Below are 26,681 nucleotides of genomic sequence, written 5' to 3' on the forward strand. Positions count from 1 at the left end.
TAAGGGAAGTAATGAGAAACGCCGAACAGGAAAAAAGCAATAGTCAAAAGCCGGAACAAACCACTTATTTAAAGCCCCAACCGGAAACACATTATTTGAAACAAGCCTTATCGGCGGGAACTGGCCTGTTAGGCGGTTTACTTGCGAATATGCCGGAGGAAGACGATACACCGGAGCGTAAAAGGAAAAAGAAAAATGAACATGAACAAAGCAGAGGAATATCAAGATGAAAGAGATAGATGAATTAAATAACAGAATGGACAGCAGTGAGGAAATCGTAGATAACCTCGTAAAAAATAGTGTAGAAATGGAAAAGCAGATGGCTAAAATCTCTGAAATCCATATTCCAGATTATTCAGTGGCGATGGATACCATAATTCGGGAGGTAAAGGGATTCAAACAAAATGATAGAGCAGATCAGCAATTGATTTTGCTTAAAACCCTTAACGAGAAGTTGGATAAGGCACCAAAGTCAGCTGTTAAGCAATTGCGAATTATTTTGTTTCCCGAAACTAATCAGGGACAATATTACAAAATTGTATTTGGCAGGCTTATTCCCTGCGGTTTATGTTTAGTCGCTATTACTTACTTATATTCTTTAGGTGGGAAAGCAATTGATGCCTACAGTCAACATAAACAAAGTCAACAATCAGCCCATTATCAAAGGGCTTGGATTTATTTAAAGCAGATAGCGAAAAGGAGAACTTTATCAGCTATGGATACAGCTTATACTAAAACAGCAGATAAATAAACCCTGATATAATTAATTGTTAAAAAATAAAGTCCCCTTTCACTCGCTGTTAGGGGACTTTAACCTAAACCTTATCACAATTGGACAAAAGAATTTGTCCTTTTAGATGGTGGCAATTTAATATTTTTTGGGGTTATTTCTTGTTATTTTCCTTTTAGCAGATCGTTCTTTTCTTTTTCAGCCTGTAATAGACGTTCAAGTAAAACTATCTTTTCATTATACAATTCGACAATTTTATCAATTGGATTAAACGATGGTTGGAAATTAATAGCGTTTAACGTCGAAGTATCTTGACTGGTAAAAGTATTTGAGATTATATTCAAAACAGCATCATCATTAAAGTTTTTGATAGCGTCTGCAGGTACACCCAAAATCTTAGAGATCTTTTCTAAGGCTTCGCCATCAACATCTGCACTCTGTTCGATTTTAGAAACAGCTTGTTGGCTTATACCTAATTCAGCAGCCAGGGTTTCTTGCTTCATGCCGCGCAGTTCTCTAATTTTGCTGATTTTTCTACCGATATGTAAGGTTGGTTCTGCCATAAGTCAAATGTATTGTTAAAATGTAAATGTACAAAACAACAGCTTTATTGTAAAGTACAATCGCTTATGGTTCGGTACGGCGATGTTACGCTATTCTTTTGTTTTGCCGGTTAATGGAGGCCGGTGTAAACAAAGTATTATGTACAATGGAACTTATGCCCCCTGGGAACATTATCCTAAAACACTTCGCCATTACGAAGTCGAAAATCCAATGTCTGTAGTAGTCGATTTTTTTAGTGCTGATTCAGTAAAAGGCCACGGCAAGCGATTAAAGGAATGGCGTTATTATGTAGTTAATGACGAGCATTACGATGAAAAACGACATGGCCCCGGCACATTGCTTTTTATATACGACCTTAATTTGAGGATTTTGGAAGCTATGTATCTGCTATTAGTCAATTACAAGAACTTCTCTTACCAGCGGAAACAGCTTACGGAGGAGCAATTGGAAGAAGAAAAGGAACAATGGGAATACTACCCTAAAAACCTTTCCCTGAAAGAACAGCTTGAACCCTATAAGGCAGTTAAGAAAGTCTTTAAGAAAATTAAGCCGCAGGAATATAGGGATCAGCTTCATGAGTGGTCACACGTAGCACTTTACAATAATGCAGATGTCGAGGCTTTATATGCAGGTGAGGTTATCACTGTTTATGAAAACTTAATTAAGCTGTATTCGGCAGCATGGCTAATCTGCCAACGGGAGGGCGGTCGCCCACAGCTAAAGCGAAGTAATATTGAAAGTAGCTTAACAGAAACATCCACCGAACCAATTGCGCTAAGAACCATAAACCCCCAACCAACGGCAGCCGAAAAGCTGGCACTGGAAGAAGTTAAAAATCTGATTGTAAAACGTTGTCCGCAGGTTCAAATGATTATTCATTTAGGAACACATCCCAAGCCGTTTACATTCTACCTGCTTATCCTGATAAGCGATGATGAAAAAACGCCCGAGCATGAAATCAGCAATAAGATTGAGGACAATTGCCAGTACCTTGCTCATGTACATGCCATAGTTCATAAGGCAAACAGCGCAAAAGAAGCCTTAAATATCGGTAGGCGCTTTTGGTCGACTGTTATGGATAAGGGATATATTTTATATCAGTCCCTCGAATTATTATTACCGGAGCATCAGGAAATAACTAAGGAGATATTATTAGAAAGGGCTAAATTCAATTGGGAAAGGTGGGGAAAACAGGGTAACGAGTTTTTAAGAGGCGCAGAATTATATAGAGCAGATAATAATTTCAGGCTTGCAGCATTTCTTTTGCACCAATCCGTTGAAAGCGTTCTTAAAGCTATTATTCAAGCCGTTATAGGCTACCGGGTACAGATGCATAATTTATCAAGGTTGCTAAGACTTACCTTGTTGTTTACCGATGAATTAAAAGAGGTTTTGGAGCTTAATACCACCGAGGGGGCACAATTATATCAATTGTTGCAAAACGCCTATTCACAATCACGATATAACAGTTCATTTGATCCTGATGGAGATTCAGTAAGAGTACTATCGAAGCAGGTAACAAAATTTAATAAGGTCGCAGAAAGAATTTACAAGCAATATATACAAGATATTAAGTGTTGACAGCCTCAGCAGTATTGGCAGGCGGGCATTCGTTCGCCTTGCCTTGCTTCTGAAAGCTATAGACCGTAAAGATGGTACCGCTAAGAACCCAAAAGTAGCATGTCGGGCGGTTGATTTTAATCGTCCGACTTTGCTGCTGAAAAGCAAAACGACACGTACAACCGTTGGAACCATGCAGCTACGGCAGGCGGCTTCATTGCACCTCGCGCTTTCGCGCCGGGTTTCATTGCGCCGTCAGCCTCAACGCCCCACAGCAAAACTGAAATTCGCTGCGCTCATAACAGATTTGCTTTTGGCCGCCCACTTAATAATAACATTCCTCATTCACCAGTACAGCGAAGATAGCCACCGCCGGGTAAAAAGTAAAGGCCATGCAGAGCGGGCCATTTTATTTTGTTTTTTAGCGGTGGCCCGGCCTTGACTATTTACCCGGCTACGCGCTTTTGGTTGCTCAACTGGTGAAAATGGAATGGTGTGTTCAATAAAAATATTGATGGGGTTGTATCTTATTTGTTTTGCTGATAAGCAATAATCGTAAATGATTAATAAAGCAGCCAATGGTTTTTCTATTCTTGCAACCAAATAATCAATATCAAAAGATTTTGCTACAAAATCATTGGGAACGCCGGAGCGTTTAATAATCACCTACTTTGAGTTCTTAAAAAAGATTTTAAAGGAACTGCCTTTTCCAACTTCGCTTTCCACCTCTATTTTACCACCTGATGCATTAACTATTTTTTTTATTAAATAAAGACCAATTCCAGAGCCCTCTTTATCGTTATTAAATCGCTGGTACATATCAAAAACATAATTGATTTTATCTTTACTGATCCCGATGCCATTATCGGTCACTGTTAATAAAGTATAAATATCTGACTTTTCAGTTTTAATCATGATTTCAGGTTTCCGTTCAGAAGAATGGAATTTAATCGAGTTAGTGATTAAGTTCAACATAATGCTTCTCAAATTCTTCTTAGCAAACCGCACCTCCTTTTCGCGGAAATCTGTCGTAAAGGTAGCGCTCGCCATCCTTACTTTTTCTGATATGGTTTCTCTTATTTCATTAAAAAGGACCGAGAAGTTTTCGTTTTGATTATCGTCGATCTGCTCTGATTCTATGCTACCCACCTTGCCCAGGTCATTAATAATCGATTTAAAATTAATAACGGATTTATTCATCATTGCAGATAATTTCATTACTTCCGGGTCTTTATTATCCATTTTATCATTAAGCATCGTTAACATCATTTCTATATTCAGTATGGGTGCTTTAAGGTCATGTGATGCACCAAAAACAAAATTATTAAGATCCTCATTAATCCTAAGCAAACTTTTATTGCGCTCATCCAGGCTTTTGTTGCTGATATCCAAATTCTTATTACTGACATCGAGCTCCTTTAATAGCTCTTTCAATTCGGTTATATCATAAAAACTGATGATTGCCCCATCTATTTGTTTATTACTTTTTTTAATATAGGGCATGGTCATTACCTGATAAGTGCGTCCTTCTGACGACTCTGCCTCCTTGGTTACCGTTTCCCCGTTAAGAATCACTTGTTTGATATCTTCTATCAGGCTTTCAAATTTTATATTAGTGGTAATGTTGCTCAGCGGTCGGCCAATGTCACTTTCCAGGACATTAATATGCTTGACCGCCCCAGGTGAATATTTTCTGAGTAACAGGTCATGATCGACGAATAACTGTCCATTGACATTGCTGCGGAAATAGTTGTTCAAATCATCGTTAGATTCCGTTAATTCGCCATTGGTGACAAGGTGCTCCTTATTAATAGTTTGCAATTCTTCATTTACCGATTGCAGTTCTTCGTTAGCACTCTGCATTTCTTCATTAGCAGATAACAATTCCTCATTGAAAGATTGCATATTTTCATTGGACGTATCTATTAGTTCATAAGCTAATTCCAGTTTATGTTTCGATTCGGCAAGTTCCTTTTCAAGAATGATAACATGCTCCCTTGTAAGCTGATCAATATCAGAGTCCTTGATCAGATTTTCATTCTTCGCTTTACTCTTTTTTTCTTTAAATAATATCAGTAATAATTTCTCATTTGGCTGACCCGTGTGAAAAGGGCATATTACCAAATTGACCGTCTTTGTCGAAGAACTATTTTTATTGACAAAATTAAGGTTGTTCAGAGTGACCTTTTGATTGAGTTGGAATGCTTTATGAACTGCGGCTTTAAACGTAATTGCTATGTTGTCAGGCATCAGCTCATTAAGATTGAAATTAAACATTTCATCCTTGAGATAAATCGAAGGGTCACCGAAAGTTTGAATAACCATTAAGTTTTCATCTGTACAAATTCCCCTTAAGCCGGATTCCTCCAAAGCAATAAAGTTCATTTTTTCAGCTATTGCTATTTGTGAAACAGGGGCTATGGGTTTTTTATTTATTTCAATAGTTGTTGTCTTTATCCCATCAATTACGCTTGAGGAGAAGGTTTCAAACTTTAAAGTACGTCCAATTTTATTACTTTTTAAAATATTCCATTTATTGTTAATCTCGCTAAAATCAGATTTCAAAATAACTAAGCTCTCACTCGGACCAAGGAATAGGTAACCATCTTTTTTTAATCCAAAGTGCAGCATAGCTAATACTTTCTTCTGCAAAGCAGCATTCATGTAAATCAACACATTGCGGCAACTTATCAGGTCGACATTACAATAGGGTGGATTTTTTGCTAAATCATGTTGTGCAAAAACGAGCATTTTCCTAACTTCAGGCTTCACTTTATAAGAAGCCCCATTTTGGGTGAAAAAGTGCCGTAGCCGCTCTTTGGATACCATTTTTTCTATCTTATCATCGTAGATGCCTTTAGACGCTATATCCAAAGCGGCTTTGTTGATATCGGTCGCAAATATTTTAACTTCTATGTCTTTTTTAACTTTATTGAGGTATTCCCTTATAAAAATTGCCAGGGAATATGCTTCTTCACCGGTTGCACAACCAGCAACCCATATTTTTAATATTTCACCTTTAATTTTATGATTTATAATATCGGGGATTACTTTTTTTTCGATGATCTTAAATGCGTCCGGGTCTCTAAAAAATGAAGTGACACTAATTAAAAAGTCTTTTGCCAGCGCTTCTATCTCTTTAGGGTTACTTTTTAGAAACTCGTAATATTTTTCAACCCGGCTAAAATTATGCTGAACCATTCGTCTTTTAATTCTGCGTAGAATGGTGGGTCTTTTATAGTCACTGAAATCCAGTGGAAGGTTTGCCTTAATTAAACCAATCATATCCGTCAATTTCTCCTCGTTGATTTCATGATCTTTATCATCAATCAGTAATTCAAGAACTCCATCATTAACGTAATCTTCAATTACTTTGGGCATGGCCTCAGGAGAAAGGACTCTGTCAGCATAACCCGTGGCAATAGCTGCCATTGGCATTTCGCTGTAATTAGCACTATCTGGGTCTTGTATAATTACAACGCCTCCCAATTCCTTGATCGCTGCAATACCTTTTGATCCATCGTTTCCTGTGCCTGATAATATTACGCCAATTGCCTTATTCCCCCTGTCTTTCGCCAATGAGGTAAAGAAGTGATCAATGGTCATATAAGGTTTTTGTTTATCCTTTTTATCAGATAAGAAAAGGGTGCCATTTTTAATGGTCATAAAATTAGCACTGGGAATAAGATATACCTTATTCGATTCTATTTTCATATTGTCACTAACCTCCATCACCTCCAGTTTACTGTGGCGGGCAAGTATTTGAGCCATCATGCTCTTATAATCATAAGCCAGGTGCTGAATCAGGATATATGATACCGCGTCAAGCGGAGTGTAATCAAAAAATGCGGATATTGCTTCTAACCCGCCGGCTGATGCGCCAATAGCAATAATGTATTGCTTATTGTCAATCTTTTTTTTCATAATCAGTAATCGATATTGGAATGATTTTATTAACTATTAGTTTTAGAGACTTACTGACTAAATAGTTATAGAGAGCAGGCGTTAAGTTTAAATAACATAGTTTATCGGGTTTTGTTATTAATTTTTGATTAAATTGCAGTTACATCAATGCTGCTAATTATTCAGAATAATTAGCATTGCTTAAATTGACAATGAGTTGATAACCTTAAGGTATCGCTGCTAATCGATAACTACAAAAAATAGAATGCTGCAAAGCGTTCTATCAGGCGATAAGTTTTATTTGGGATTGTTTGATTAACAAGTAAAGGCTAAACAGGCGTTCAGAAATTTTCCTTGGCTTGCGCTTGACTTTTTTTAACCGTCTCACGCATTTCGTTGCTTACATTGTGAAAATGGAATATGCTGTTCATTAAAATAATTTAGCAGTTAAAATTTATTTGTGTTCACAATATGCGACAAAACATACATAATTAATCAGGCTGCCAACTGTTTTGCTATTCTTGCAAGCAAATGGTCTATATCAAAAGGTTTTGCTACAAAATCATTTGGTGCGCCGGGTAAGTGCAACGATTCCGCGAGGTCATGGGTCCCGGAAATCAGAATAACGGGCAGAAAACAGGTCAAATGATTTTCTTTTATTTCTTTGCAGATTGAGCGGCCATCCAAACCAGCGAGAATTACATCCATTAATACCAGGTCAGGCTCAAAGTCTTTTATGTCATCAAATACAGTTTCACCGCATGATAACGTACGTACCTCATAACCATTATCTGTTAAGAGCAAAGAAAGGATTTCCAAAATGTCAGGATCGTCGTCAAGAATTAGTATTTTTTTGTTCATAAAATCAATGGCAGTTTCCGGCTTATAAGATGTTATTTTTGCGGCCAAAACTGTGCCAATAGTATTAAACAGCTGCAAATGAATCCGATTAAGGTAAGGGCAAGCTAAAGTAAAATGTTGAGCCTTTACCCATTTCACTCTCCACCCATACTTTACCATTATGCCGCTGGATAATTTCGGCAGACAAGTAAAGGCCGAGACCAAAACCGGAAATAGCCTGGGTAAAGACACTTTCTATCCGGTAGTATCGATCAAATAACTTTGCCTGATCTTCCGGCTTTATACCAATGCCTTCATCTTTTACACTTACCTGTATGTTGCCGTTTACCTCTTTGCAGGAAACTTCGATATTTTTACCTTTCGGTGAATACTTTACCGAATTACTTAGAAAGTTGTTGATCACCTGGCCAATCTTATCCCTATCTGCTTTAACAGATACCGGTGGGCATGACAGTACCACAATATTGTGGCTTGCGGTTATCAACATAACTTCTTCCACTATTTCATCCAATAAGGTATTCAACTCGAATGTCTGCTCATTCAAATAAATCTTTCCCGCCTCAAAGCTTGAAACATTTAAAAAACCGTTGATCATGGCGGTCATTTTCTTTACCTGGGTATGCGCCTTATCCAATTTAATCACATTAAAAGTGTTTTCTTCTTTTTTTGCCCTGGAAGTTAATAGCTGTATATATCCCTGGAGTGATGTTAGCGGCGTTTTCAATTCATGGCTGACCATTGCAATAAAGTCATTTTTCCGGATCTCATCCTGCTTATGCATCGTAATATCATGTACCACGCCTGTAAAATAAGTTGGCTTATCTTCCAAATCTTTGGAAAGGTCTCCATTGGCTCTTACCCAGCGAAGTTTTCCGTCGTGAAATCCCCGCAGTGGAAATTCCACATCACATTTGATACCCTGGCTGATATTAGCTTCGACAGCATCGGTCATTAAAGCTTGATATTTACTATCAATTTGTGCAATAGCCGCTTCATAGGTCATTTGTTCATCAGGATGAAATCCAAATATTTCCTTTAGCCGTTGGGATGGAACAAATTCACGGGTTTGGAGGTCTATAGACCACATGCCCATTGCGGCCGAGTCCATGGCTATACTCAGCATTTTATTGCTGATATTTAATTCCTGTTGTATTTTTTTTAATTCGCTGATGTCATTAAAGGTAATTATGGCGCCGGTATTTTTATGATCTGCCTGCTGCACATAAGGCATGGTCATGATCTGGTACCATTTGCCGTTATTGGTTTCAATTTCTTTGGTGATAACGCATCCTTCGGCAAGTACTTTTTTAACGTCCTCAATAATAGTTTCAAATTTGATATTAGTAGAAATGTTGCTGAGGGGCCTGCCGATATCCGTTTCCAATAAGTTGATCTGTTTTACCGTACCCGGCGAGAATTTCATTAATCGCAATTCATTATCAATAAATAACTGGCCGTTTATATTACTTCTGAAATAGTTATTCAAGTCATCATTAATTTCCAGTAGCTCTTTATTTTTTAGCTGGTAGTCAGCGTTAATGGTATGGAGCTCTTCGTTTACTGATTGCATTTCCTCATTAGTACTTTGCATTTCTTCATTAGCTGAAATCAGTTCCTCATTGAAAGATTGTAAATTTTCATTGGAGGCATCCAGCTTTTCATTGGAGAAATGAAGCTTGTCTTTTGATTCCTTTAATTCCTCTTCAAGATTAACAACGTATTGATCAAGGTATATTTTTTCATCATATACGATATCTTTTTGCAAGGCCGTAATTGATTTATCTTCACTGAAAGTTACCAATAATAAATTCTCTTCACCTTTAAATACCAAAGGGCTTACTGACAGGCTTACCTTAAAAATAACGCGCCCCTGCTTGATTTTTATTCCGTTTAGAACAACGTTTTCTTTTGTTTTTAAAGCCTTTTTGCTCAAGGTATTAAAAGCCACCGCAAGCGGTTTTGGTAGCAGCTCTGACAGGTTTGAATTGAAGTGTTTATGAAGTAAATACTTGGTGGTATCACCATAAGATTTTACCACCTGATTATTTTCATCAACACAAACTGCTAAGTAATCCAATTTTTTAGCCAGATTTTCGTGCATTGCTTCGGTCAATGAATATTTTGTATTTTTAGATACTTCTTCCTGCGAAAAGCGCGATGGCTTGCGTTTGTTATCCAAAAATTCGGGCATCGAAAAGGCATCAAAACTTACAGCCCTTTTTGTTTCCAGATTCTTATATATTTTCCATTTTTTATGTGCTACCTCCAGGTTTTTTATAATGGGCATCGGATTTTCACTGGAACCTAAAAATAAATAGCCGCCTTTTTTAAGCCCGAAGAGCAACATGGCAAATATTTTCTTTTGTAAAACAGGGGCCATATAAATCAGTAGGTTACGACAACTGATCAGGTGCATATTACAGTAGGGCGGGTTTTTCACCAAGTCATGCTGTGCAAAGATCAGCATCTTTCGTATGACCGGCTTTACCCTGTAATTGTCCCCCTCTTTTAAGAAATACTTTTCCAATAGGTCAGCGGGTACATTTTTTGAAATGCTCTTATTATAAACGGCCTTGCCTGCGTGTACTAAAGCACCGCTATCAATATCAGTAGCAAAAATCTTTACTACCGTATCTGCTAATCTCCCTGTTAACTGCTCGGCTATCAATATGGCTATGGAATACGCTTCTTCACCTGTCGCACAGCCAGCTACCCAAACTTTCAGCTCCTCAACGGGGGTTAACTTTTCGAGAATATCGGGAATAACGTTGCTTTTTATAAAATCAAACGCTTCTTTGTCCCTGAAAAATGAAGTAACACTGATCAGAAATTCTTTGGCAAGTGCCTCTACCTCTTTCGGAGTAACTTTCAAAAAGTCAAGATAATTTTCCAGCGTTGTAAAATTCCCAAAGGAAGCCCTTCTTTTGGTCCTTCGTAATATCGTGGGTAATTTATAATCTGTAAAATCAAGCGGTGATCCTTCTTTGATCAGGTCAATAATTGCCGCGAGGTTCTTTTCATCATCCGCCTGATCAATGGTTAAATTTCCTTCGTTTTTTATATAATCTTCTATTGCATCGGGCATTGCCATAGGTTCCATGATAAAATCTACCAAGCCGGTAGCGATAGCATGGGAAGGCATGCTACCAAACTCAGAAGTTTCAGGATCACGGACCATTACCATGCCACCAGCCTGCTTAATTGACTTAATGCCTTCAGTGCCATCCGAACCCAAACCCGATAGAATAATGCCAATGGCCTTTTTGCCGTAATCTTCTGCCAATGAATTAAAGAAGGTATTGATCGTTAAATGTGGGCTTTTAGTTTTTTCCTTGTCTGTTAAATACAACTTATTGTCCTGAATGGTCATGAACTTATCACTTGGGATAAGATACACCTGGTTACATTGAACTGTGATACCGTCTTCGGCTTGTTCAACAACAAGTTTACTGTGCTTGGCCAGTAATTCAACCATCCTGCTCTTAAAATCGGAAGACAAATGTTGCACAATAATATAGGATACACCATCTAAAGGCGTATGGTCAAAAAAAGAATTGATCTCTTCCATGCCGCCCGCAGAGGCGCCGATCGCAATAATATGGTGGGGATCAACTTTCAACATGGCAGGAATTAAAAGAGCAGAATTAGAATTTTTTAAAATTCTTGGAGGAAGTGAAACCAAAATTACAACTATATTTTTGAAAATGAGCATTTTATTGATGTTTTACCGGGTATTTACTATATAAGTGAAGTAATACTATCAGTTGAGACAAAACTATTTTTTATCTGAATAGTTGTATCTAAACATCATTACGCAAGTTCATGGATTTAAACGCTCATGCAAAGTCTGTGATTGAAACGACGACTTGCCCGCAACATAATCAAAGACCTTTATTAAAAATAGTCGATAGTCAAATTCAAATCGAGTGCTGTTGCGGTGATTTTAAAGTTATTTGTTTAAGAAGAATACTTAACCTATTAATTGACCATAAAAACAAGACGCTTAAGCTAGTATATCGAAATTATGAATAAACATTCCATCACGATAAATAACAAGCGTTCGCATAAGCCCATTGTTAAATCTCAGAAAATCATTGATAGATATTTCTATATTTTGTATCTTTATAACATAGGATTTGCAATTAATCTATGTCAAAAAAGTGGTGAGTAATTCGGTGAGTAAGAATTAAGGCCCACATAACATATTGAATACCAGGCCATTTTTGGGAACCATACAAATCCCTCCGGCTCCACGAAAATCACTTACCGTAAGTTGAACGTATGTTTGGCTTACGGTTTTTTGTTTATAAACTACACATAAAATTATATTTGTATCATCATAAATCTTGCATGAACCTATATGAGTTACGATTTATTTTTCTATAAACAAAAAGGCAAAGAAGTTTCAACTGTTACAATTTCTCAATATTTGTCAAATAATTTAGTACCTGTAAATGAAAACGGAACGCAATGGTTTTTTGAAAACAAAGACACAGAGGTGTATTTTTCATTCGACTATAACGAACCCGATAACGATTATCAATTTAAAGAAGATATTGAGCCTATTGATGATTTCGATGATACAAATTTTTCATTCAACATAAATTTCATGAGGCCAAGTTTTTTCGGAAAGGAAGCTTTCATGTTTGTAGAGCAATTTTGTGAAGATTTAAATCTCTTCGTTTTAAATCCCCAATCTGACTCTGAAAATCCTTACAAACCAAATAAGCAAGAGCAATTTGATATTTGGAATAAGACAAACTTATGGGCAAGCAAAGATCATTTTAACGAAGTACAAACTTGCTACTTGAGTGAAAGCGAATGTATCAAAGTTTGGGAATACAACTTAAACCGGCATAAATTGCAACAAAAACTTGGGAATGGTTATTTTGTTCCAAAGATCTTCTTTTTTAAAATCAAACAAAATAATGAACCAATTACGTTAACTACCTGGACTGAACACATTCCTATCGTTTTGCCAACCACGGATTATATTTTATTGGTCAGACAATACAAGAGACTTTTCCGAACTGTTAAGGACACTATTTTAGTTTCACGGGAAAAGCTTTTAAATGACCTTGGGGACTACTTTGACGAATACGATTTTCCTAACTGTAAAATAATACATCAAAACAAAGCCGATCAGGTCAAAAATAAATTCAATTCAATTAAACCAGAAAAGGAACTTGGCGAATTTGCGGAAAGGTTAGCGATGGAACATTTATTTAATGCAAAACCTGAATAAAATATTAATTATCCATAGTGACTTCATTTGCTGATTTTTCCATCACCTCAACCGCGTCAAGCAAATATTTAATTTGCAACACGAAATTGTCGTTTAAGGCTAATAGAGTGGGATTGGGTTCTAACTCAGTCCCTCCGGCTCCACATTAAATTGAACTTGTGTTTTTGAGAGCCCGCTAAGAGGGTTCGAACTTTCTCTTGAGCTGGCCGTGCCTGGACGGCGGGTGCGAAAACTCCCTCCGGCTCCACAAAACAATGAAACCCAGCCTTTGGCCGGGTTTCATTGTTTTGGCTCAGGCGTAAACGCTTGAACGAGCGGGAAGTTAATCCCCCTCCCCCCTCCTTTATGGTTAACATGGTTAACACATTTTTACCCTTTTTTAACATAAAATACTTAATATCAATTAGTTAATAAAATAACGCGTTAACCCTGCACGCCATTGCTTTTACTAAATATATTAGTATATATAAAATATATTGCTTATATTTACAGTCAACAATCGGCAATTCCGCGCCCGAAAACGCCGCCTCTCCGTTTACTTTTATTAACACCATTCAATAAAATAGCAACAACGGACCATGCTTTTTTTAAAATTTACATTCATCATAAAAACCTGAACAAATCATCATGACAAACCTTCCAGCTACAAAAATCGAACACCTGCTTTCGCTCGAAAAGATCACCGCCACCGACGTTGAACACCTAAACCAGGCCGAACGCCAGCAACTCTCAGAAACCGCCACCCAGACCCTCGCGCAGTTAACAGGCGCCGAACGCGACAATTTTTTGAATAAGATCGACCTCATCATTCCCGCAAGTACCAAAAACGACATTTGGGAATACAACCACTCGCTCATCAACGCCGCCGTCTCCCGTTATATGGGCCAAAACGGGGTAATGCCCGATAAAAGCTCCATTGCCCGCGAAACCGGCCTCAGCCGGCAAACCGTAGCCAAACATTTTGCGGCCTATCAAAAGCACCCCGGCCACACCGCGCAAATGGAACAATTTAAATTGATGGCCCCCAATGTGCTCGCCCATGTTTTTAAGCACGCTCTCAACGGCGACATGCGCGCCGCCAAACTTTACCTCCAAATGGTGGGCACTGCCGATAAACAGCCCGCCGTCATCGCCGAGCAGAACAACTACATACAGGTAAACAACACCATCCTGAGCCAGGAAAACCTGGCCCAACTAAGCGCCGAGCAGTTGAACCAGATAGAGAATATTATCAGGAAAAACGGATAATCAGATTAAAAAAAGGCTGTCATACTGAGGCCCTCGAAGTATGGTGGGCGGACCTTGACGGATTAACAAGGCCGGGTGGTTTTGGGCGTTCCCCGCTCGGGCTGTCACACTGAGGCTCTCCAAGCGGGTCAGGCTTTCCGTTACAAGTCCTCGCCGCTTACCAGCGGTTGCGGGCTTTTCACTCCAATCCTTAACGCGAAATATTCGGCGCTTTTCGAAGTCTCTGACTTCGAATGAATATGCTTATATTCTTCAGACTACTTACATAAAAGTCCGAAGTTGCAAACTTTGGACAGCGGGGAGGTTAACCACGGGTATTTTTGAATACTAACCGACTCTATCAAATACGGTCTTCCACGAACGCTCGCTGCCGATCAAGCTCGATTTTGCACTGGTCTGCACAGAAATAGACCGGCCATCATTACTCAACTTCCAAACCTCTGTTACGTAAACAAATGCTTGTTTTTGACCAGCCATCGTCAGGCGCACAGTTGAGCTAACAGTCATCGTTTGTCCATCAGCCGACAACTTTACGGTAAACGTCTTTCCCCTTCCCGGGCCATAGTCAATTTTGCCTGCTTTGCCGTCGAAGGCCATTTTCTCCTGGCTGGTAACAGGAGCTGCACCCGGAAACGAGCTTGACACCTCTACGGTCAGAAAATTTACCTGCTCTGCTATTTTCATCGTTTTAGCCAGCATACGGTCACCCGAATTATAGCAGCAAACAACATTTCCACCCATAGCTATCGACTCTTTGGCTCTCCATTCGCCGGAAAAGCTAGTGCGATGAGTGCCATTTTTTTGCTGAACCTGTACAAGAAAATAAATTAGTCCGACCATGATGACAGCCAGACCGTACAAAACATTTCTTTTATTTTTCATATCTCATCAAAATTGATTCAGCAAATCTACCCTGACATCCTCTAGCCTGAAGAATTTGTATTGTAAATTAAAATGTAAAATTTGTAAATAAAATCTTGACACATAAAAGCGGCGCTGTTCGAAGCCTCTGACTTCGAACAGGTATGCCTGTAGTCTTCAGACTACTTATATAAAAGTCCGAAGTTGCAAACTTCGGACAGCGGGGGATTTATAATAACAATAATCGCCTAACCTAATTTGCTCGAGTAATGTATTTATTCAGTTTTACTTAAAGCCCTATTCACATCTTCCATTGAATATTTATCCAACTTAATTTGTTTCTTTAACGGTTCAAAGACAGGATCCGGATATTTAGTTATAGCTATCAATAAATCTGCTCCTAAAGTTTTGTATCTAAATTCATCCTTGGTTTGGATTGTCTTTTTAAAAAAATCCAATGTTTGAGGTTCTTTAGGATATTGAGCTAATGCTTGATAAAGGATTTCCCATTTCTGATAATCGTACAGTTTCTCCTTCCATTCACGCTCAAAAATATTGGTTATTATCGGATAGAAACTATTATCAGGAATTAGCATCGCGGAGCGAATAGCATAGTCTTCGGATTGAAGGTCATTAAATGCAGCTCTTATTATGCTAACATCATTAACCCTCTCATACTTTGCTAAAGCCCATATAGCAACAGGCATTTTCTCATTTATTGCAATTTCTCTAATTCGATTATAATATTGGGCTTGGGGCTTCAAGTCATAGAGTAAATTGTACTTAGCAGATAAAATTATGTGTTTATCGAAAAGCAAGATACTATCTATCATAGACTTTTGTCTTAACGACAGTTTATAGCCAACGTCTGTTGAATTGTGTGGTGTGACTGCGTTTAAAAAATAATCACCTGCCATCTCTTCAGAAATTATGCAACCAAAAAAAGTAGATACTTTGGCTGTATCGTGTAAATGAGATAAAAGTAACGTAAAAGCATAAGTATCTTTTCTCGCCGTTAGAGCATCATAGGCATAGCATCTGACAACAGAGTTTTTATGGTGCGTAAGTTCCCTCAATTCTGCTAACGACGCTACTTTGTTTAATTTTTCGTAACGGTTCCATTGCCCAGTCCTAACACCAGCAAAACCTACTCCGGAACTGGTTAATTGATTGTATTTGGCTATGCTATCGACTATGGTTTGGATTGCAGGTCTGATTTTTACCGGCTCAATCCTTTTAGGTGAATTAATTTGATCACATGATATAAAAAGACACATCAATCCGATAAATGCGCTTAAAAACAAAAAAGAGCCTTTCAAATTGAATCGTAACATTTCAAGGATCGGTTTAGTGTTCATAGGACATAAAGTTAGCGGATTACTTTAAAATAATGAATCTTTATGGCATCTGGATTTTTCCATTGCATCCCCCCACTCGTTTAAGAGTTCAGCGCAGCGGCTCTTAAATGAACAAGTAAATGCAGCACTCCGTGCGGTTCCCCTGCACAAACATTATTCAAACCAACAACACCACCGGCAGTAAGCCATTCTCCTGCCTATAATAATCAATGGCGCTACTATATTTATAATCAGCAGGTTTCCAAACCAACCCGGCTTTAACCGGGTTATTATGAAGATAATCCAGACGCTGATCCATCATTTCCTTAGTTCTTAACTCGACAGGGTTGATTATCTTGTCGCCAAAACTGATTCTCGTTATTATTAATGTTTTTTGCAGCCGCACTTTTAAACAACCACAACATCCAATGTTTTCGGCTTTCTCTCTGGTTGTCTTTTATAGCCTTAATCAGCATACGGCTCGTAAATTTCTTTACATCACGTATAATGCCGCTAAGTTCGTTCCCTTGCCTTGCGGATATGATCAAGTGAACATGGTTTGGCATAACCACCCAGGCATAAACAATTAGCCCTTTATTTTCAATACTATACCGAAGGCTGTCCACCAATATCTGTTTGTAATCTTCACGACTAAAAACATCTATCCATTCTACAACCGAAAATGTGACGAAGTGGGGCCATTCGTTATCCCCAAAACGATATCTTGTTGCCATCGTGGCCGAAAGATAATCAATCACCAATTAATATATGCTTCATTAGCCGCACGGAGTGCTCGTTTTAATTCGTTGATTTAAGAGCGCTGCGCTGAACTCTTAAACCAGAGAGGCAAATGCTTCTCGCGCCCATACAGCAAAACTCCGCTTTATTTTCATTTTCCTTAAAATGTTTTTCAACCCCGCCCGTCTATATCAATATGGAAAGACATGACTACCCGCAGAACAGGAATTTTAAATTCCTTCCTGCTTTCACTGATGCCGATAAACAGCTGCTGATGCTGTACCATGATATATGCGATTACTTTGGATGGTCGGCAGACCAGGATGAGCTGGCGGCCCCAAACCCGGGCGATTCGTCCAACCAACTGGACTATTTACTGGCTATTTCGGGCTAAGTACTTTTACCTTGCGGTGGCACACACGCAACAAAGACTAAACCTTTATTCCCTACCTTTGCCCCACCATGAAAAAGATCGGATTTCTATCATTCGGGCATTGGTCAAACCACCCCTCCTATAAAACCCGTACCGCAGCCGATACCCTGCTTCAGTCTATCGACCTGGCCGTTGCCGCCGAGCAGATAGGCTTGGATGGCGCTTATTTCCGCGTGCACCATTTTGCGGCGCAGCTAGCCTCGCCGTTCCCATTGCTGTCGGCCATTGGCGCCAAAACCAGCAAAATAGAGATAGGCACAGGCGTTATTGATATGCGTTACGAGAACCCGATGTATATGGTGGAAGATGCCGGCGCTGCCGACCTGATCTCGGGCGGGCGCCTGCAACTGGGTATAAGCCGCGGGTCGCCGGAGCAGGTGATAGACGGCTGGCGACACTTTGGTTACGAGCCCTTGCCCGGCGAAACCGATGCCGATATGGGGCGCCGGAAAGCGATGGAATTTTTGGATAAACTCAGCGGCGAGGGTTTTGCCGACCCTAACCCCTACCCCATGTTCCCTAATCCGCCGGGCCTGTTACGTTTAGAGCCGCATTCGGAAGGCCTGCGCGAACGTATCTGGTGGGGAGCCGCATCCAATGCCACAGCAGTTTGGGCAGCCGAAAATGCGATGAACCTGCAAAGTTCGACCCTGAAGTTTGACGAAAGCGGCAAGCCTTTCCATATTCAGCAAGCCGAACAGATAAGGCTGTACAAAGAAGCATGGAAAAAAGCAGGCCACCAGCGCGAACCGCGGGTTTCGGTGAGCCGTTCCATCTTCGCACTGGTAACCGATTTGGACCGGGCTTACTTCGGCCAGGCCAAAGGCGCCGATAGTTTCGGCTATATCGAGCCCAACAAACGCGCCGTCTTCGGCAAAAGTTATGCTGCAGAACCCGATCAGCTCATCAAAGAATTAGCCGGCGACGAAGCTATACAGGAAGCCGACACCCTGCTGCTCACCATACCCAACACCCTCGGTGTTGATTACAATGTGCATGTGCTGTCGTCCCTATTGCAACATGTGGCCCCGGCACTGGGCTGGCGTTAGGTTGATGCTGTTTTTTGAGTAGACCGCAAAAAAAAAGCCCTCGGAGAATGACCCCGAGAACTTAGAAATAGAAATAAACTTAGTCTTGCGACATCGTAAAAACACGAGAAATTTCGATAAGTTGCCTTGCTGCTGTCCTTAACTCTTTCGAGCGCTATACGTTCTCACGCTTCGCGTAAACCCCAACCAAACTATATACCAAATCAAACAGTATAAAGATAAGTTTTTTTTAAATTATCAAGAAATTTAAACATCAAAAATTCTGCTCTGATTGACCCTGTAATAATAGGAAAGGCAACCGTCTCCAATTACTGTGGCACCATCGTGAAGTAATACAAATGTGCCCCCCCTTGGAACACCAGCCATATACTCAAGGCCGGCAAGATCCTTGAGCACAACTATTTTTTTCACATTAGGATCGGTGACTTCGACAAGCGCATCGTTATACCCCTTAACTAATGCTAATACCTTGTCTTTATTAACAGCGGTAGTATATTTGGTTATCACATTCGGATCGGACAGTGGGTTGGTAGCAGTGGCAGTAGCAGCAGCCGGTTTAGCAAAACCCGGCGCCTTGGCGTTGCCGGCGTTGTAAAACACATGTGAATAGGCATTCAGATTATCGACAATACCCTTTATCTTGTCCGGCTGACGGTAACTGGTTTCTAAATTGTTAGCCACCAATTTTTTAAAGGGGTCAAAAGTATACGTCGTTTTAGGCTGATTTGGGTCTGCCATTGCTGCCTTTAACGCCTTTAAACTATCGTTTAAAAAAACAGAGAAATCGTTATACCAGTTGTTCCATGTAGTAGGCCCCTTATAGTTCACGTTGCAGTCAATCAATTGAATTGGCAGGTCATCGGCTGCTATCATTTGATTTAACGCAGAAATAACGGCGTCCTTTTGAAGGCCAAGGTGGCCCTCTATCCTGAAAAAGCCCTGGTTTGTCCAATCGGCCATAGAAAGCTTCGCCACCATATTAGGATTGGTATTTCTTGTTGGGATTTGTGCGTCGTAATAACAAAAAATATTCTGAAGGTCTGCACTTTGGGGGTTCCAATTGGCTAAAATTGGATTATTGGCGACCAGCACATCGTAATAATAAGGAATAGCCCGGTGAGCAAGCAACGAGTCGCCTGCAACAGACGGAATAGCGATCACTTTATTAATTTTTGCAGCCTGCGTTTTAATAAGGTCCTGCGTTACAAAATTATTTACCAGCGAAACGGCACGCATAAATAATTGCTTAAGGCGGTTCCTGTCAAAGGTAAATGCCGGCTGATCGCCTGCGGGTAAAAAATAATAACGCCACTTATCAACGCTGCCTTGCTTTAGGCCGCCAAGCACTATAACACCCTCGATCCTCACCTGCGGATAGATCGGGTATTTTTTTGTATAATCATTGTAAAACTCAACCAACTCATTTATGGCTTTTGAAAGATCAGAGGCAAAAGCATTGTAATATTGCTCGCACTTGCCTGCATTTGCCGATGCGACAATAGCAGTAAACTTAGCCACTGCTGCGGTAAAGGCCGATTTCTCGGCAGAATCGAGCAGTGTTGAAATAATACTCAATTGCTTTCCTGAGCTTGCAACTGCAAAATAAGGCTGAAAGGTTGTAAAATTCGTACTCCATGCGGTAAAGGAATTTTGATAAAAAGCAGCTGTACTGCCTACCTGCGAAAGACCTTTTACGCGCGTTGCCATGCATAATGGCATCTGGGGGCTTAAAGTATTTGATGGCGGAACAGGCGCTACGCTAAATTGGGCGGCAAGCACCAGGAAAAGCCTGGTCATATAGCTTCTTTCAGTTCCCCTGTCGTTACAATCGCCTTGCTGACAATTATCATAGCTATCATCCTTTACAAAAACGCCCGCAAAAACGGTGTAATCAGAAATAGCCTTTGCTGCCGGTATAGCCATCGAATCCAGGGTATTTGATCCGTCGGGCAGATCGGGCAGGTTACTTGCAACATTAAATATTTCAATTGCGTTCAATACTTTTTCGGTCGCGCTTAATTTGTCTTTCACTTTGTCGTAGTCAGCTTTCTCCATCAGCTGCTGCGTATTATCAGGCAAAGTAATTAAGCTCAGATCGATCGCATGGCCTTTATCGAACACCTGGTTGCCGGTTTGCTGAATGATATAACCATCAACCGTGCAGGCGCTTCCTGCCGTAATGCTGATCTGTTTAAGCGAAACGCCATCTGTAAAGCTCAAAGCAAACCCTTGCAGTATGCCGTTCCCTTTCAGCAGGTATCTCGCAGCTTTTTCCTCCTGCCACAAAAAATCGGTTGTCTCATTAAGCTGTTTACTCGTAAGGTATTGGCTGCTTACATAAACAGGGAAAGAATTTGGTCGGGTTTCCATATTAAAAGTTTTAAATCAACATGAAAAAAATCAATTACTACATTGTTTTTTAGCGTTTTTGATGTTGCTTTTGCATTTTGGCAGGTTTAACAACAACTATTTATTTAATAAGTCAGGGCTGCTTTTTTTCAAAAACAAACCATTCTTCTTTGCCATCGCTGCCAAGCGCCGAATAATCAAGTATAACGGGCACCTTTATTTTGTCGGCTTCTTCATTGTAATTAATATCGTCACATTCGTCAAGGATAGATGGCAGGTACATATTTTTCAATAAGCCCATCATGGTATAAACGTCGAGCAGGGCTGTGTTAAAGTCCGTAATATCCTGGGCAACGGGTACCGCACCAGCCGTTTCTACTTTTGCCAGCGCGGTAAAGAATGCTTCAGTTGTTTGCTCGAACAGGAACATCAGCGCCGGATCGAGCCAGCAAATTTTCAATGTTACGTGCGCCGGTGCTTCGGTACGTATAAGGCTTTCGGTAAAGGCACGAAAATCCATATTGTTGCTGATAGAAAGCCATCCGGGTGCAACAACGGTCATCTGCATGCTATAATTATCAGGTATCAGGCATTCTGCATGTTCGTTATTTGTCCCGTTCCCGCATAACGGAAGCAGATTATTGAGCGGGGCCGTGCTTTTATAAAGTGGGCGTAACAAAATATGTTCTAAAACATGTATGCCGAAATTTGCGTCAAAATCATCAAAACGATTATCGGTAATAACCAATTTATCAGCTGGCGCAGGTACCACACCTGTTGCTATATTCTGCAGCAATAATTTATAGTCGACCACATTGGTGGGTACCGACAGTTTTTTATTTTGGGAACTGATAACACCCAGCATTTTTTGGATCCTTAATTGTAGCCCGGTCACATTATCACCACTCCCGTAAAGTGGTTTTGTATAATTAAAAGCGCGGCTTCGTCCGCAACTAATTTCAGGATACACGCTTAAAAATTGGATCTTGTCGTCGATCAGCTCGTCTGCGGTCGCCTCATCAAAAAAATCGCCCGTTTTATTTTGCTGAAATTTAAAAACCGAATAATCAACAAACAACTCATTAAACCGTGCCAGTAAATGGTCTAAAAGCCTGTTCCGTCTTTGTTTTTGCTGATCGGGCGTTTCAATCAATTGGGCATACGAAGTGTAAGTTGCCCCGAAATTAGGCGGATTACCGTCCGACTGCAGCAACATCCCCAGGTCTTTTATGATGTCTTCGCTTAACGGTAAGGGCTGCAATACCAGCGCAGTGACGCCCCCGCGCCAGGTAAATATATTTTTAAGCTGATCTAACTGTTTCAGATAATCGGCAAGCAACTGATCAAAAAACAACAAATAGGCTTTTGATTGAAGCCGTTGTGCTTTGCGAAGGTTAGTTTCTCCCTTGGGTATGCCATCCATACCGGTGTAATAAAATAAGGGGAAATCATTTTGTATCGAATAATAATTTAATATATCCCGGTTTGTACCCGGAGGGATTGGCAGATCATTTTCAAAATCGGCCGGTGATGAAGGGTAGTCGATAAAATCGTACGTGCTGTATTCCGGTTTTCTTTTGGGCGTAAAATAGATGAGTCCTTTTGAAAAGTTTATGCTATTAAATATTTTGGTTTTATCCTGCGCGTCGGCATCCAGTATGAACTGGAATACGGAATTTGAAGTATCCTGCAGATGTAAACAGTATGGCTGTGCATTCTGCAAAACCGAAAAAGTGCCGTCGCCATTGTCCTTATAACTACTTAGGTGAATTTTTTTTATTTGCAATATCCCGGGTATATCCATCAACAGGTTAATGATATCGCTGACGTATAAAACATCCAGGTGGCCATGTTTATTGAGATCGTCTTCATCAATGAAGCCACGGGTGGCAGAGGGCCCGTTAAAAATATCTTCGGTGCGCTTTTGCTTATCAATAAGCTCTTTAAACGAATAAAATTTGAGATTGGGGTTTATATAATTATATAATGCACTGTATATTTTCAGAAAAACAACATCCGCGTTCGCATCGGGCTTTAGCTCAATATCTGCGCATACCGCTATAAGTTCCGCATTCGGAACATTGATCACTTCAAAGTCTTCGCACAGGTTACGGTTCTGGCTCAACAGGTCCTTTACATAATTCTCTAAACAGATCTTATATTCGTCAGGCTGAACCACTGCTTCTGCATGCGCCGAATCCTTATTCCGGAATTGTGCAAGCGTAGTTAAGAAGGGCTGATGATGGTCTGCGATAGTCTGATAATCTTCCACCTCTATCTTAACAATATAGAGCCCCTTTAACTTAATAATTTCAAAGGGATGGTTTACCGGCTGCGTAAGCGATGTATCTACCGTCTTTTCATCAAAATAAATGGCAGGGTCGTAATTTATATCATCCATCGTCTCCAGCCAAACGTTCCGTACGCCGGGCGTTCGGTCCAATATTAATTTCCTATAATCGTTGAGCGTGATGGGGCATGTTGTAAGTATCTGATCTGCCGTAAAGAAATCATCGGCGTGGGGGCCTTTTTCACCAGCATCTGTCAGCAGATCAGCAACGGGGAACGAAGTTCGGTACGCAAGATCAGTTAAGGCATAGCACAATAGCTCCAAAATCGTCACACCGGGATCATGGATATTGTAGTCGGTCCATATCTTACCCGAAAACTGCTGTATATATCCCAGGCCCGTATTGCGCAGCCACTCATAGTCCTCTGACTGTGTTACAGGCGTTTTGCTGATTACGATATTTCCATTGTCTGTCAGCATATTGCTTGTGTATCAATTTGATGTGAAGAATGAGAAGTAAGAATTACATCTTCGCCGCTGCCGGTCGCAAATTCGTTCCAGCTTATTGTTTTGTTATTTTCTATTTTAAAGGCTTCAAAATTTGTCAAATAGTTTATGTATGGCCTTTCTTCTATAAAATTGATGATGGATGATGCATATATCTTACCCGAGAATGAAGGCGAAATATTTTTATTCAATATCCATGGCGCTATAAATTGCTGGATATCTGTATTCAGCTGATCGCGGTAGAAACTCTCATCAAATCCCGGATTAATTTTTACGCTGCATTTAACGATGATAGGCTCATAAACCGGGTTTATAAATTTCACATGGGCAAAAGTTGTCATAAAGCTGCCGATATATTCTTCGGCTTCTGTGAGGGTGCCTTTACTTATCCTTGGCTGCAACAGGTCTTTTTCTGCAATGTTTACGGTAGCCGGGAGCGCTACGCACAGCACGTTACCGGGCTCATACATACAATCCTGGGTGGCATGTGAAATACATTTGATCTTATATATGGCGGGAAACTTTTCAAGCACAAGATGCTCATAGTCCCAAATGCTCCAGCTTCTGTTCTTATGCCTTAATCTTTCGCTTACGCGGGTAAAAAAATGTTCGGCCTGCTCGGCCATTGAACCGCCATAAGAAGCCGATGGCTGAGATACAGCCTTTACCCCGTCTATTTTAACAAGCGCTTTTGTAATGGTGCCTGCGGGCAGCGGTGTTTGCAAATGATAAGGGTCGTTGTCGCGGTCATCAAACACAGCTTCAACTGCATTGGTATTAATATCAATTATGGAGGGATACGCTGCCGCACTGGAAGCAGAAACTACTTTTATCCAAACCAGGCTCTCGCCCATAAGGGTATTGGGCATCAGCGCCGCTTCCGGTATAGCAAAAGAAATAAAGCCGCTTTCGGTAAAATCGGTTGTTGTATTTACAACTATCTCATCAAAACCAAACTGTATCCATTTATTGGATGTAAGGTAATACCATTGCGTTTTCTCATTGATAAGCGCATCTATCTCCTCGGTGCCGTCGAGCCTTGAAAAATAGAGATTAACGGTTTGCGCGACGGGGCAATTGCTGAGCCCAATAAATAATTGTCCGCTTACATTATAATCACCCGAAACTAAGGTGTCCTGGGTTGAGGTAATTATTGAAAATCCAAAAGGGTGGATCTGCATTAACTGGTGTTCGGGCCTGGCTGCAACATCAAATGCATCTTTTTTTACATAATCAAGATGCAGGCTGTTAAACTCGGGCGTATAAGGTTGCGGAGGAATAGGAAGAATAGCTGCCGCCGTGGCAACCTTTGCATTATTAGTGACGGTATAGGTTAATACATTCGGAAAAATCTGGTGGCCAAAATCATATCCTACGGTTACTTTGGCAAAACCCCACCGCGACGTTTCAGTATAGTCGTTTGATTCTGTTATATCGAAATCATTATTTATAACATTATCGGTGTGGAAAGTATTATAGGATTTCTTTTTATCCGGGTTTATATAATTTGCCAGCGCATCCTCATTAACCTGGGTCCATTTGCCGCCGCTTAATAATTCCACTTTTCCGGGTACATTTCCCTGTTTAAGCGCTTCCCATTGCTTATTAAATGAATCGATTGTTTGCGGACTTACAGAGTTATCGGGAACGGTTTTCAAATACGTCTGATAGGCAGAGTAATACTTTGCCATGTTACCAGGTGCACCCTTCCAGTTAATGGCAAAATGCAGGGTAGACAGATATTTACTGAACACTTCGGTGCTGCCAATGGTAAAAAATGATTTGTTTTTTACGGGCGTATTGCCAAATGGCTTAAATGCCTGTAATGGGTTTAGCTTTCCGTTGTCGCCGGTGATCGTATACGATTTGACACCCTCAACATTCATTACGATCTCTCCTAATGCATCAATGGTTAGCGCCGACAAAAAATTGATGGCACCGGGAAAATTCGCATCGCTATTGATCAGAAATTTTATAACAGGATATTGCGTTGGGTAATTTGACTGGTGTGTTTTTTCGTCGTAAGCTGCTATGGCGGGTAATGATTCATCAATTTTTACACGTAAATACGTTTTTGCTGATGTTCCGCTGCCAACCCCGGGAAGAAGATCGACCATTACACCCTTACTTACCCATCCCTTGGGCCCCGTATAGCTTGCTGTTAATGATACAGGCGGGAAATTTTCTATACTATCAATTTCTATGGTCAGCCTGCGGCGGCCTTCTTTGGCTAATAAAAGCGGGGAGCAGAAAGCAAAGCCGACATTAGCCGGGGCATTGTTAATTGACCCGAACACCCGCCAGCTGGTAATATTATTTTGTTTAAAACTATTGTTAGAAACCGCATCGGCGGCCGCATATAAGCCATTTGTGATGGCCCCTGTTTTATCTGCGAAAACCGTTTTCTTTTTAGCGATGGTTACCTGGTTTACGATAATTTCGCGGGTTGTTTTATAAACAAGGCTTTTTTTTGCAGCATCTTTGCCGGCATCCAGCTCACGCCCTGCCGCTACCCTGGCGGCGACGGTATTTTTTTCCGGCTCAAACAAAACGGCTACCTTGTCGGGCTCTGCCGTCTTTTTTGCAAGCTGTAAAACATCCTCGTAATAAAAATCAACGTGGCGGCCGGTAAAGCCATTAAAGCTATCACGTAAGGTTTGAAATGTTTTTAAAAAAGATAATAATAACCCAAGGTGTGGCGGCACGTCACCCCGCTGCAGCAAACTGTCGATATTGGTAAACTTTAATGTCTTATTTTGATAATCGTAAATAAAATCATAAAACTCCTTCCACCTCCCCCATTCGTTCAGCGTAGTATCATAGTATTTTACAAAGGAAGCGTATTCGGCTGCCTGCATTACCAGTTGCTCTATAGTGCGGTCATCAGGCTGGTAAAAGCCTTGTTTTAGCCCGGCAGGAAAGCGTTGCCACTGGTATGTGCCTTCTCTTTTTAAAGGATGCGGTATGTTGCAACTACAGCTCATTCGGTAAATACTATTTAAAAAT

The 26,681-nt window shown here is 40.4% G+C and carries 18 protein-coding genes and 1 pseudogene; 7 read left to right on the forward strand and 12 right to left on the reverse strand.

The window, feature by feature from the left end; translation table 11 throughout:
* Together VL525_RS18645 and VL525_RS18650 are read left to right on the forward strand one after the other, a co-directional pair.
* Positions 1 to 230: pseudogene (locus VL525_RS18645) on the forward strand (hypothetical protein); the annotation flags it as partial.
* Positions 227 to 751, forward strand: coding sequence for a hypothetical protein (locus tag VL525_RS18650; protein WP_325388542.1), 525 nt, complete (start codon positions 227 to 229; stop codon positions 749 to 751). The pseudogene VL525_RS18645 and the gene VL525_RS18650, both read left to right, overlap by 4 nt.
* 143 nt (positions 752 to 894) lie before the next feature.
* Here VL525_RS18650 and VL525_RS18655 read toward each other — a convergent pair whose 3' ends face one another.
* Positions 895 to 1,293 (reverse strand): helix-turn-helix transcriptional regulator, encoded by a 399-nt coding sequence (locus tag VL525_RS18655; RefSeq protein WP_325388543.1) that lies wholly within the window; start codon positions 1,291 to 1,293, stop codon positions 895 to 897.
* Between the two features lie 139 nt (positions 1,294 to 1,432).
* Between VL525_RS18655 and VL525_RS18660 the strand changes: the two genes are divergently transcribed.
* Entirely contained in the window at positions 1,433 to 2,875 is a 1,443-nt protein-coding gene (locus VL525_RS18660) for a HEPN domain-containing protein (RefSeq protein ID WP_325388544.1), read from the forward strand.
* A 324-nt stretch (positions 2,876 to 3,199) separates the two neighbouring features.
* Here the strand turns inward: VL525_RS18660 and VL525_RS18665 are convergent, their stop codons facing one another.
* The 4 genes from VL525_RS18665 to VL525_RS18680 all read right to left on the reverse strand — a co-directional run bounded on the left by VL525_RS18665 (position 3,200) and on the right by VL525_RS18680 (position 11,240).
* Positions 3,200 to 3,520 carry a hypothetical protein gene (locus tag VL525_RS18665; RefSeq protein ID WP_325388545.1) on the reverse strand — a complete coding sequence of 107 codons (321 nt, stop codon included), beginning with the start codon at positions 3,518 to 3,520 and terminating at the stop codon, positions 3,200 to 3,202.
* The gene (locus tag VL525_RS18670) at positions 3,521 to 6,778 is read right to left on the reverse strand and encodes a CheR family methyltransferase (protein ID WP_325388546.1); all 3,258 of its coding nucleotides are present in this window, start codon (positions 6,776 to 6,778) and stop codon (positions 3,521 to 3,523) included.
* Between the two features lie 474 nt (positions 6,779 to 7,252).
* On the reverse strand, positions 7,253 to 7,696 hold the full coding sequence (locus VL525_RS18675; protein WP_325388547.1) for a response regulator: 444 nt from the start codon (positions 7,694 to 7,696) through the stop codon (positions 7,253 to 7,255).
* Positions 7,697 to 7,706: 10 nt separating this feature from the next.
* Positions 7,707 to 11,240, reverse strand: a complete 3,534-nt coding sequence (locus VL525_RS18680; protein ID WP_325388548.1) for a chemotaxis protein CheB — start codon at positions 11,238 to 11,240, stop codon at positions 7,707 to 7,709.
* Positions 11,241 to 11,978: 738 nt separating this feature from the next.
* Here VL525_RS18680 and VL525_RS18685 point away from each other — a divergent pair.
* Positions 11,979 to 12,863 carry a hypothetical protein gene (locus VL525_RS18685; protein WP_325388549.1) on the forward strand — a complete coding sequence of 295 codons (885 nt, stop codon included), beginning with the start codon at positions 11,979 to 11,981 and terminating at the stop codon, positions 12,861 to 12,863.
* 627 nt (positions 12,864 to 13,490) lie between these two features.
* Complete coding sequence (locus VL525_RS18690) at positions 13,491 to 14,111, forward strand: hypothetical protein (protein ID WP_325388550.1); 621 nt, start codon at positions 13,491 to 13,493, stop codon at positions 14,109 to 14,111.
* A gap of 327 nt (positions 14,112 to 14,438) precedes the next feature.
* Here the strand turns inward: VL525_RS18690 and VL525_RS18695 are convergent, their stop codons facing one another.
* The 4 genes from VL525_RS18695 to VL525_RS18710 form a co-directional block, all read right to left on the reverse strand.
* The gene (locus VL525_RS18695) at positions 14,439 to 14,993 is read right to left on the reverse strand and encodes a hypothetical protein (protein ID WP_325388551.1); all 555 of its coding nucleotides are present in this window, start codon (positions 14,991 to 14,993) and stop codon (positions 14,439 to 14,441) included.
* 254 nt (positions 14,994 to 15,247) lie between these two features.
* Entirely contained in the window at positions 15,248 to 16,330 is a 1,083-nt protein-coding gene (locus VL525_RS18700; protein ID WP_325388552.1) for a hypothetical protein, read from the reverse strand.
* A gap of 157 nt (positions 16,331 to 16,487) precedes the next feature.
* Positions 16,488 to 16,631 carry a hypothetical protein gene (locus VL525_RS18705; RefSeq protein WP_325388553.1) on the reverse strand — a complete coding sequence of 48 codons (144 nt, stop codon included), beginning with the start codon at positions 16,629 to 16,631 and terminating at the stop codon, positions 16,488 to 16,490.
* Positions 16,632 to 16,635: 4 nt separating this feature from the next.
* On the reverse strand, positions 16,636 to 17,043 hold the full coding sequence (locus VL525_RS18710) for a transposase (protein WP_325388554.1): 408 nt from the start codon (positions 17,041 to 17,043) through the stop codon (positions 16,636 to 16,638).
* Between the two features lie 200 nt (positions 17,044 to 17,243).
* Here VL525_RS18710 and VL525_RS18715 point away from each other — a divergent pair, with 200 nt between their 5' ends.
* Together VL525_RS18715 and VL525_RS18720 are read left to right on the forward strand one after the other, a co-directional pair.
* Positions 17,244 to 17,441: a hypothetical protein gene (locus tag VL525_RS18715; protein ID WP_325388555.1), complete on the forward strand. Its 198-nt coding sequence runs from the start codon at positions 17,244 to 17,246 to the stop codon at positions 17,439 to 17,441.
* 68 nt (positions 17,442 to 17,509) lie between these two features.
* Positions 17,510 to 18,529, forward strand: a complete 1,020-nt coding sequence (locus tag VL525_RS18720; RefSeq protein ID WP_325388556.1) for an LLM class flavin-dependent oxidoreductase — start codon at positions 17,510 to 17,512, stop codon at positions 18,527 to 18,529.
* Positions 18,530 to 18,775: 246 nt separating this feature from the next.
* Here VL525_RS18720 and VL525_RS18725 read toward each other — a convergent pair whose 3' ends face one another.
* The 3 genes from VL525_RS18725 to VL525_RS18735 form a co-directional block, all read right to left on the reverse strand.
* Positions 18,776 to 20,899, reverse strand: a complete 2,124-nt coding sequence (locus VL525_RS18725; RefSeq protein ID WP_325388557.1) for a hypothetical protein — start codon at positions 20,897 to 20,899, stop codon at positions 18,776 to 18,778.
* A gap of 112 nt (positions 20,900 to 21,011) precedes the next feature.
* Positions 21,012 to 23,648 (reverse strand): hypothetical protein, encoded by a 2,637-nt coding sequence (locus VL525_RS18730; protein WP_325388558.1) that lies wholly within the window; start codon positions 23,646 to 23,648, stop codon positions 21,012 to 21,014.
* Positions 23,642 to 26,659 (reverse strand): baseplate J/gp47 family protein, encoded by a 3,018-nt coding sequence (locus VL525_RS18735; RefSeq protein ID WP_325388559.1) that lies wholly within the window; start codon positions 26,657 to 26,659, stop codon positions 23,642 to 23,644. The genes VL525_RS18730 and VL525_RS18735 overlap by 7 nt, the downstream gene beginning before the upstream one ends.
* Between the last annotated feature and the right edge of the window lie 22 nt (positions 26,660 to 26,681).

This window comes from Mucilaginibacter sp. (genome assembly GCF_035492695.1).
In the GTDB taxonomy this organism is placed as follows: domain Bacteria; phylum Bacteroidota; class Bacteroidia; order Sphingobacteriales; family Sphingobacteriaceae; genus Mucilaginibacter.

What these genes read in the sequence shown, in the direction of transcription:
- VL525_RS18650 (WP_325388542.1), top strand. Translation starts at nt 227, where the DNA reads ATGAAAGAGATAGATGAATTAAATAACAGAATGGACAGCAGTGAGGAA.
- VL525_RS18655 (WP_325388543.1), bottom strand. Translation starts at nt 1,293, where the DNA reads ATGGCAGAACCAACCTTACATATCGGTAGAAAAATCAGCAAAATTAGA.
- VL525_RS18660 (WP_325388544.1), top strand. Translation starts at nt 1,433, where the DNA reads ATGTACAATGGAACTTATGCCCCCTGGGAACATTATCCTAAAACACTT.
- VL525_RS18670 (WP_325388546.1), bottom strand. Translation starts at nt 6,778, where the DNA reads ATGAAAAAAAAGATTGACAATAAGCAATACATTATTGCTATTGGCGCA.
- VL525_RS18680 (WP_325388548.1), bottom strand. Translation starts at nt 11,240, where the DNA reads ATGTTGAAAGTTGATCCCCACCATATTATTGCGATCGGCGCCTCTGCG.
- VL525_RS18685 (WP_325388549.1), top strand. Translation starts at nt 11,979, where the DNA reads ATGAGTTACGATTTATTTTTCTATAAACAAAAAGGCAAAGAAGTTTCA.
- VL525_RS18690 (WP_325388550.1), top strand. Translation starts at nt 13,491, where the DNA reads ATGACAAACCTTCCAGCTACAAAAATCGAACACCTGCTTTCGCTCGAA.
- VL525_RS18695 (WP_325388551.1), bottom strand. Translation starts at nt 14,993, where the DNA reads ATGAAAAATAAAAGAAATGTTTTGTACGGTCTGGCTGTCATCATGGTC.
- VL525_RS18700 (WP_325388552.1), bottom strand. Translation starts at nt 16,330, where the DNA reads ATGAACACTAAACCGATCCTTGAAATGTTACGATTCAATTTGAAAGGC.
- VL525_RS18705 (WP_325388553.1), bottom strand. Translation starts at nt 16,631, where the DNA reads ATGATGGATCAGCGTCTGGATTATCTTCATAATAACCCGGTTAAAGCC.
- VL525_RS18710 (WP_325388554.1), bottom strand. Translation starts at nt 17,043, where the DNA reads ATGGCAACAAGATATCGTTTTGGGGATAACGAATGGCCCCACTTCGTC.
- VL525_RS18715 (WP_325388555.1), top strand. Translation starts at nt 17,244, where the DNA reads ATGGAAAGACATGACTACCCGCAGAACAGGAATTTTAAATTCCTTCCT.
- VL525_RS18720 (WP_325388556.1), top strand. Translation starts at nt 17,510, where the DNA reads ATGAAAAAGATCGGATTTCTATCATTCGGGCATTGGTCAAACCACCCC.
- VL525_RS18725 (WP_325388557.1), bottom strand. Translation starts at nt 20,899, where the DNA reads ATGGAAACCCGACCAAATTCTTTCCCTGTTTATGTAAGCAGCCAATAC.
- VL525_RS18730 (WP_325388558.1), bottom strand. Translation starts at nt 23,648, where the DNA reads ATGCTGACAGACAATGGAAATATCGTAATCAGCAAAACGCCTGTAACA.
- VL525_RS18735 (WP_325388559.1), bottom strand. Translation starts at nt 26,659, where the DNA reads ATGAGCTGTAGTTGCAACATACCGCATCCTTTAAAAAGAGAAGGCACA.